We start from the raw sequence: 6,000 nt of genomic DNA, 5'->3' as shown, positions 1-6,000 counted from the left end.
GGTTTATGAACGCATTATAGCCGATTATGCGCCGAAAAATATCGTAGGTGGAAATGACAGACAGCGGGAAATCCTTCACGGAGCGATTGCGCGAACGGGCGGCCTCACGGGAGCCGGGGGGCAAAAACCGGAACCTCGCGCAATTCCTCGCCGCTCGATCGGACATAGATGCAGCCCTTGCGGAAGGATGGCCGGTGCGCGGCATATGGGAGCTGCTGACGGAGGAAGGCCGCATTAGCTTCGGCTATGCGTGGTTCGCCAAATACGTTCGCCGGTATCGCGCGCCAGCTACCGGGGAACCGCCCAAGGCATCGCCAGCGCCCCCCTCCCCTTCCCGATCAGCAACGGCCTCGGCCGAAGCTGATCCGCCGCCCCGGCCCAAACCGGCGCGCTTCAATCACCCGGCCACTCCGAACAAAGAGGATTTGGTATGAGCAACGTCCACATAGTTTTGCAGGGCAAGGGAGGTGTGGGCAAGTCGCTCGCCGCCTCGATGCTGGCCCAATATCTGACCAAGCGAGGCGAAAGCCCGCTCTGCATTGATACCGATCCGATCAACGCCACCCTTGCCGGGTTTCAGTCCCTCAACGTGTCCAAGGTCGAGCTGCTGGAAAACGGCGACATAAACCCGCGCAAATTCGACGCCATGATGGAAATGATCGCCGGTTCCAAGGAATCGGTGGTCATTGACAGCGGCGCGAGCAGCTACAGCGCCCTATCCTCCTATATGTTCGACAACGGTGCGCCTGACGTGATTGCCGATCTGGGCCATAAGCTCGTCCTGCATACCATTATCGTAGGCGGGCAATCGCTGATCGACACGCTTCAAGGCTTCGCCTCGGTAGCCGAAGCCTTCCCCGATCCGGCTGCAATCGTCGTGTGGCTCAACCCCTATCATGGGCCTGTCGAGGCAGAGGGTAAGAGTTTTGAACAGCTCAAAGCCTACCGGGAGCTAAAGGATCGGGTCGCCGCGATCGTCACCCTCCCCGATCTGAGAAAGGAAACCTTCGGGGCGGACGTTCGGGACATGCTGGCCGCGCGCAAGACTTTTGAGGAAACGCTTGCCGATGGCGACATAGCCCTGATGCAGCGTCACCGCCTCGGCCGCGTTCGTGATGCGGTCTTTGCTGAACTCGACAAGGCTAAGGTCGTGTAATGGCCGATCACGAAAAAATCGCGGCGCTGATCGCGGAAATCTCGCGCCAGCACGGGGTCACGCTGTCCGCCGATGATCCCTTGATGATCCTGCAAACCATCAACGCGATGTTGCTGGGCGAAAGCGCCGATGCGCAGGAGGAGCAACTAAAGGCGTTCAAAAGCGAGCTGGAAGACATGAGCAATCGTTGGTCGATTGCTATCACCGACAAGGCGGAATCGGTGCTGAACGCCGCGCTGGATGCCTCGGAAGCCGCCATGAATGAACGTATGGAGGCCGCAGCGAAGGCTATCATCAAGGAAGTCGGAGAACATATCGGGACGGGGCTACAAAAGCCCCTGAACGATGGCCGGGCCGTCGCTAACCGCAATCTCCTAGCGTCGGGCCTGACGCTGATCGCGGCGCTGGTAGTGTTGGCCGCTGCCCTGTTCCATCATTGACGCCAGCGAAGGCCCCTCCCCCCCGTGGGTCGCGCTATCCCCCGTCTCTCGCCAATCCGCGCGCGAGCGTGCGGCCTGACGGTTTCCGATCGTCCGCCCCGCGCTCGACCGTCTTTTCCCTGATCTGCTCTTTCTCCCGCTCCGCGCGCATGTGCAGCTCATGCAACCGGCGCGCCTGCATCAGCTCCTCGAAATCATCGACAAGTTTCGGCTCTCGATATTCGAGTTTGGCCGCCGCGATCGTCTCCACGCGCGGGCCGTGAACGGCCATACCGTCGCGGATTTCGCGCACGGCTTCTAGCCTTACCGCGATCCGCTGCACGGCCGCTTGCGCATTGGCAATCCGGGCCTGCCATGCTTGGCGCTTGCCGGGCAGGGACAGGAAGCCGGGGGGCTGCTGCTGGATTTGCTGCAAGCGGGCGGTTTGCTGCTCCATCATGCTTTCTAGGCGGTCCTCGATCTGGTTCGCCTGCTCAACCTTCTCCTCAATGACCGTCTGTAGCTGGGCGTTATAGGTTTCCTCGGTTGGCGCGGTGGCGATAGCTGCCGTTTCCTGACTATCCAGCGTGCGCGCCTCGTCTAGCAGCCGGTCGGCATCGGCCTGTGGGTCGCCCGTTCCCTCGTCCAGTGAGAACTTGTCCGGGTCTGCAATCGGCGTGTCCTGCATGGCCGTTCCTTTAGCGGCTAAAATTTCGAGCTTGCACTATATCCGATTTTCCAGCCTCCCGCGCCACAAAAAAGGCCCCGCTTGCGCGGGGCCATCAACTCGATGCTATGCGTCACTCAACGCATGTCGGGGGGAGGGTGCGGATTTGCCATCCACCAGTTCGGTTGCCCCCACGGCCCGTCTAACCATTCCCCATTTGTCAATTCGCCGCGAGTCCATATCCAATCGCAGCCCTCGCTATATGGCCGCCATGTGTCGCCGGTCGTCCATGCGAGAAGGATTTCAACACCAGATGGGGCTGTCTCGATAGGTTGCCAATCGTCGGTAGCCATAGATACCTCCAAATATTACCCCTCAAGAAGCGCGAGAAGCTGCACTTTCCCAAGATCGACCTCGGTTTCCTCGCCGCTGTCTTCATACTTGATCCACGCCACGCCATCGCGCGAGGGCCGCTTATTCAGGATCAGACGGGCAGGGCGCTTGCTATGGGAAACCTGCACAATGGCCTTTTTCAGCTTTAGCGGGTCTTCCTCTTTCGGTTCCTTCTCCTCCTCGGCCCCGGCGTCGTCACCAGCTCCGCCGTTGCCCTCATCGTCGCCCGCCTCCTCCTCGGCCTCGCCGCTCAAGCCGGACTCAAGGAACTCCTTCAAGAGCCGCACCGATCCGCGCGTAATCTCCTGATCGGCATCGGCCAGCCAGCGCGCCACGCCCTCGCTATGCTTCTTGTGGAGGCCCACAAGGTCATAGATCAACGTCACGTCCTTGCAACGCCCGCTCTGGAACGCCTTGGCGATCGGCTCCGGCAAATCGAGCAATGCCGCGTGCTGGGTGACAAAGGCCGGGGATTTCCCGATGGCCTTGGCAATCTCGCCCTTCTTTTTCCCGTTGGCCAGCTCGCGGCCGATGTAGTCGGCAATCTCGCGGGCCGTGAGAGCGTCACGCTGCAAATTCTCAATGACCTGATCGGCCTCGGTATAATCAGGGTCGATGAAGCCCGGAATTGTCACTTTCTCGGCCAACAGGGACGCGCGATAGCGGCGCGCGCCGTGGTTGATGAGATAGCGCCCCTCCACCTTGGGGTTGGGCCGAACGGAAATAGGCGTCTTCACGCCGCGCGCCCTGATCGTCTCGGCCATTTCCGCCAGCGAATTTTCGTCAAACTGCTTGCGGGGCTGGTGCGGGTCTTCGTCAATCAGCGCCAGCTCCAATTCGAGCGGAGCGCCAGAACCGCCCTCCGGGGCCGCAGGAGAGGCTAGGAGGCTCGAAAGGTCGCCCAACCCCTCCAACCCTAGCCCGGCGTTCTGCGCGGGCTTCTGCGTGGCCTTGGTGGACGATTTGCCCGCCTTCTTGTCCTCGGTGTTGTCGGCCATCGTCAAATCTCCATCTTTTCTTGAATGTGGCGGGCCATCGCTCGCATTTCCTGCGCCGCTTTCCGCGCCGAAGTCCGTTTGATCGACCAAACCGGCAAGCCCGACGCCAGCGCGTCCGCAACGCTGCTCCGGTTTCCGATCGGCGTCGGAATGACCAACTGGGGATAAGCACGGGTCAACTCGTCAAGGTGCTGCCCGTGCCGGGGATTCCGGCCATCAACCTTGCTCGGTATCATGCCAAGGAATTGCAGCGCCGGGTTCGCGCGCCGGATATTGGCGATCGTCGTCACCATCTTCTCAATGCCCTGCAAACTGTAGGCTTCAAGCTCGATGGGCGAGGCCGCAAAGTCGGCCGATAGCAACGCCGCTGCCATTCGGACCCCAAGGGAAGGGGGGGTATCTATCAGGCACACGTCAAAGCCTTCCGCCTCGATCACGGCCAGACTGCGCTTGAACGCGCCAGCAGCCGCACCGAGATCTAGTTTCTCAAGATCGGCCAACCGCGCGTCGGCGGAAAAGACAGCAATCCCCTCGGCGTTAGCCAGGTCGAATTGTGACACGGCATCGAAAAGGCCGCTCGCCAAGGCTCCGCTATCATATTCGCCAAGGGTGAAGCTGGCATTTCCTTGGGTGTCCAAGTCAATAACTGCGACCTTCAACCCCTGTTCTTTGAAGTAATAGGCAAGATGAACGGTCGTTGAAGTTTTACCAACGCCGCCTTTCTGGTTCGCTATGACAAGTGTTTTCATCGTTTGGCGTCCAATCTTTCCACCGCCTCGCGCTGCCATTGCCGCACAAGGAAGGCTTTATGTTTCGGTAAAATCGCCGTCACACGCTCGAAACCTTCGGGAACCTCGCTATGCGCGTTCCAAATCCGGTTGACCGCCAGACAAACGGCATTGCGGGACACGCCTTCGCGCTTCGCCACGGCCGATTGGGCCTCGCCGTCCACCAGAACGGCGCGCGCCATGTCGAGCGGACGCGCCGCGATATTGAGCCGTCCAGCAGCTTGCTCAAAGGCCGACGCGCTCAAGCGTTTATCCATTGCGCCTGCCGCGATTCTTCTCGCGGTATAGCTTCGGCTCATAGACGCCAAGGAAGATGTAGAGGGCGATATAGACCGCATAATAGGCGAGGAACTGCCAACCGGCATGAACATCCGGCGTGTTCCAATACCAGAGCATCCGGCAGAACTGCCAGAATACGACAAGCGGGATGATGAAGCGCGCGACGGTCCAGATCAGGACTCCGAACGTCCAGACGGCCGCAATGACGTAATCCACGCGGTTGCCCTCCCATGCGGGTGGAGGATTGGGAAGCCGCATGACCGCAAAACGTGCGGGCAGCGGGGGAATTTTCGCCTTCATCGGAATACTCCGGTTTCGACCTTGGCGGGTTGCCCGGTCACAACCGATATAATGACAGCATCCCGAACCGTGTCAAGCCCCCGTAAAGTCTGAACGGCAATAATTTTAGCCGCTAAAATCGTCGTTCTGGTGTTCCCAAATATTTCCCAAGCCCGCAGCCGCGCACAACAGCGCCCATGCCGAATAGGGAATCTGATCGTCGCCGCCCGTCCAGCGCCGAATAACGCGGGTATTGCTCAAGCCTAGAAACTTGGACGCGCTGCCCCCTGTCATGTCCGCTGCTTTGAGGACCGCCCTTACCTCATCCGGCGTCGGCTGCTGCCACCCCTGATCGGCGGGCAATAGGCAATCTGGCCGAACATCAATCATGCGCGCGTCTGTTCCTTCGCTGGCGTTGCTCCTCATGGCGGCCGAATGAGGAATATGCCCGATAGGCAGGGAAGGGAAGGGGGGCACGCTGCCCCCCTGTGGCGCTAGTCGAGCGCGGCACCGATCGGCCCCGCTTCCGAATGTTGGGCGGCATAGGCAGATGCCCACGCATAGAGCTGGGCAAATTGATCCTCGCCGTATTTTTCGTGCATATGCCCCAGCATGAACAGGGTGGCTATAAGGCCCGCCGCGTCGGCCGAAACGTCGCCAGAGAAGCCGTTGCCGTCCCATTCCAGACGATATTGGGGCTGATCGCCGGGGGCCATGTAGAACCCGCCGTTCGATAGGGTGTAGAAATGCCAATATGCGCCCGTGTAGTCGGCGGATAGCTTGGACATATAGCCATAGGTGACGGCCTCGACCTCGATCATGCGCGCCAGCCCGAACAGCCGGGGCAGGCACATAATCCGGTCTTCTTCGCCAACCAGCACGGCGGCAATTCTCTCTCTGTTGCTCATCGGACTTCTCCGGTTTCGACCTTGGCACCATAGCCCGGCCATATCCGATATATTGGAAGTTTCCCGGTTGCTGTCAAGTTACGCTCGCCCGCCATGAAAATCTTTTAGCCGCT

At 60.2% G+C, this 6,000-nt stretch carries 10 protein-coding genes; 3 read left to right on the top strand and 7 right to left on the bottom strand.

The window, feature by feature from the left end:
• Positions 1 to 53 precede the first annotated feature (53 nt).
• From TZ53_RS27985 to TZ53_RS22335, 3 genes are read left to right on the top strand one after another with little or no spacing between them, the layout of a single operon-like run.
• The gene (locus TZ53_RS27985; protein ID WP_158636722.1) at positions 54 to 434 is read left to right on the top strand and encodes a TraK family protein; all 381 of its coding nucleotides are present in this window, start codon (positions 54 to 56) and stop codon (positions 432 to 434) included.
• On the top strand, positions 431 to 1,156 hold the full coding sequence (locus TZ53_RS22340) for a nucleotide-binding protein (RefSeq protein WP_006954191.1): 726 nt from the start codon (positions 431 to 433) through the stop codon (positions 1,154 to 1,156). The genes TZ53_RS27985 and TZ53_RS22340 overlap by 4 nt, the downstream gene beginning before the upstream one ends.
• Positions 1,156 to 1,596 (top strand): hypothetical protein, encoded by a 441-nt coding sequence (locus TZ53_RS22335; protein WP_019053940.1) that lies wholly within the window; start codon positions 1,156 to 1,158, stop codon positions 1,594 to 1,596. Before TZ53_RS22340 ends, TZ53_RS22335 begins: the two co-directional genes overlap by 1 nt.
• 34 nt (positions 1,597 to 1,630) lie before the next feature.
• Here the strand turns inward: TZ53_RS22335 and TZ53_RS22330 are convergent, their stop codons facing one another.
• The 7 genes from TZ53_RS22330 to TZ53_RS22300 form a co-directional block, all read right to left on the bottom strand.
• Entirely contained in the window at positions 1,631 to 2,263 is a 633-nt protein-coding gene (locus TZ53_RS22330; RefSeq protein ID WP_044663213.1) for an IncP plasmid survival protein KfrC family protein, read from the bottom strand.
• Positions 2,264 to 2,610: 347 nt separating this feature from the next.
• Positions 2,611 to 3,633, bottom strand: coding sequence for a ParB/RepB/Spo0J family partition protein (locus TZ53_RS22325; RefSeq protein WP_044663212.1), 1,023 nt, complete (start codon positions 3,631 to 3,633; stop codon positions 2,611 to 2,613).
• A 2-nt stretch (positions 3,634 to 3,635) separates the two neighbouring features.
• The gene (locus TZ53_RS22320) at positions 3,636 to 4,382 is read right to left on the bottom strand and encodes a ParA family protein (protein WP_006954197.1); all 747 of its coding nucleotides are present in this window, start codon (positions 4,380 to 4,382) and stop codon (positions 3,636 to 3,638) included.
• Positions 4,379 to 4,666, bottom strand: coding sequence for a TrfB-related DNA-binding protein (locus TZ53_RS22315; RefSeq protein WP_006954199.1), 288 nt, complete (start codon positions 4,664 to 4,666; stop codon positions 4,379 to 4,381). The genes TZ53_RS22320 and TZ53_RS22315 overlap by 4 nt, the downstream gene beginning before the upstream one ends.
• A gap of 4 nt (positions 4,667 to 4,670) precedes the next feature.
• Positions 4,671 to 4,916, bottom strand: coding sequence for a KleE stable inheritance protein (gene kleE, locus TZ53_RS22310; protein WP_238320177.1), 246 nt, complete (start codon positions 4,914 to 4,916; stop codon positions 4,671 to 4,673).
• A gap of 189 nt (positions 4,917 to 5,105) precedes the next feature.
• A complete protein-coding gene (locus TZ53_RS22305) occupies positions 5,106 to 5,369 on the bottom strand; it encodes a hypothetical protein (protein ID WP_006954203.1) in 264 nt (87 codons plus the stop codon).
• Positions 5,370 to 5,473: 104 nt separating this feature from the next.
• Positions 5,474 to 5,887 carry an antirestriction protein gene (locus TZ53_RS22300; protein ID WP_006954205.1) on the bottom strand — a complete coding sequence of 138 codons (414 nt, stop codon included), beginning with the start codon at positions 5,885 to 5,887 and terminating at the stop codon, positions 5,474 to 5,476.
• Between the last annotated feature and the right edge of the window lie 113 nt (positions 5,888 to 6,000).

Origin of the sequence: Sphingobium sp. YBL2 (assembly GCF_000943805.1) — a bacterium.
Lineage (GTDB): Bacteria > Pseudomonadota > Alphaproteobacteria > Sphingomonadales > Sphingomonadaceae > Sphingobium > Sphingobium fuliginis.
Note: the sequence above shows the minus strand (reverse complement) of the source record. Positions and strands in the feature narration are given on the sequence as shown.

Excerpts from the sequence above, each read along its gene's own strand:
- TZ53_RS27985 (WP_158636722.1), top strand. The coding sequence starts at position 54 with ATGACAGACAGCGGGAAATCCTTCACGGAGCGATTGCGCGAACGGGCG.
- TZ53_RS22340 (WP_006954191.1), top strand. The coding sequence starts at position 431 with ATGAGCAACGTCCACATAGTTTTGCAGGGCAAGGGAGGTGTGGGCAAG.
- TZ53_RS22335 (WP_019053940.1), top strand. The coding sequence starts at position 1,156 with ATGGCCGATCACGAAAAAATCGCGGCGCTGATCGCGGAAATCTCGCGC.
- TZ53_RS22330 (WP_044663213.1), bottom strand. The coding sequence starts at position 2,263 with ATGCAGGACACGCCGATTGCAGACCCGGACAAGTTCTCACTGGACGAG.
- TZ53_RS22325 (WP_044663212.1), bottom strand. The coding sequence starts at position 3,633 with ATGGCCGACAACACCGAGGACAAGAAGGCGGGCAAATCGTCCACCAAG.
- TZ53_RS22320 (WP_006954197.1), bottom strand. The coding sequence starts at position 4,382 with ATGAAAACACTTGTCATAGCGAACCAGAAAGGCGGCGTTGGTAAAACT.
- TZ53_RS22305 (WP_006954203.1), bottom strand. The coding sequence starts at position 5,369 with ATGATTGATGTTCGGCCAGATTGCCTATTGCCCGCCGATCAGGGGTGG.
- TZ53_RS22300 (WP_006954205.1), bottom strand. The coding sequence starts at position 5,887 with ATGAGCAACAGAGAGAGAATTGCCGCCGTGCTGGTTGGCGAAGAAGAC.